Origin of the sequence: Achromobacter sp. GbtcB20 (assembly GCF_019091095.1) — a bacterium.
Lineage (GTDB): Bacteria > Pseudomonadota > Gammaproteobacteria > Burkholderiales > Burkholderiaceae_B > Achromobacter > Achromobacter mucicolens.
This window is the reverse complement of record NZ_JAGXJZ010000796.1, coordinates 1-244: the sequence shown is the minus strand read 5'-3', so window position 1 is coordinate 244 and position 244 is coordinate 1. Positions and strand designations below refer to the sequence as shown.

General features: G+C 71.7%; 1 protein-coding gene. It reads left to right on the top strand.

Annotated elements, in window-relative coordinates; all coding sequences use genetic code 11:
• A partial coding sequence (locus tag KVT32_RS31155; protein ID WP_217619540.1) for an HDOD domain-containing protein occupies nt 1-244 on the top strand: 244 nt, incomplete at both ends.

The window sequence follows — 244 nt, the reverse complement described above, 5'->3', positions numbered from 1 at the left end:
GCTGTTCAAGAACCTGGGCGCGCTGCTGGTGGCATCGCACGCGCACGAACGCTACCGCGAGATCCGGCAGCTGGTTGCCGGCGGGAGGCATACGCCGGCGCAGGCCTCCCAGCTGTACCTCGGCTGCAGCTACGACACCCTGTCGGCGGCGGTGCTGGCCGAATGGAAGATCCCCGACGTGATCGTGCGCGCCCAGGCCGCGCTGCCGCCGGGCGTCCTGAAGCCTGCCGCCAACCGCGGCGAG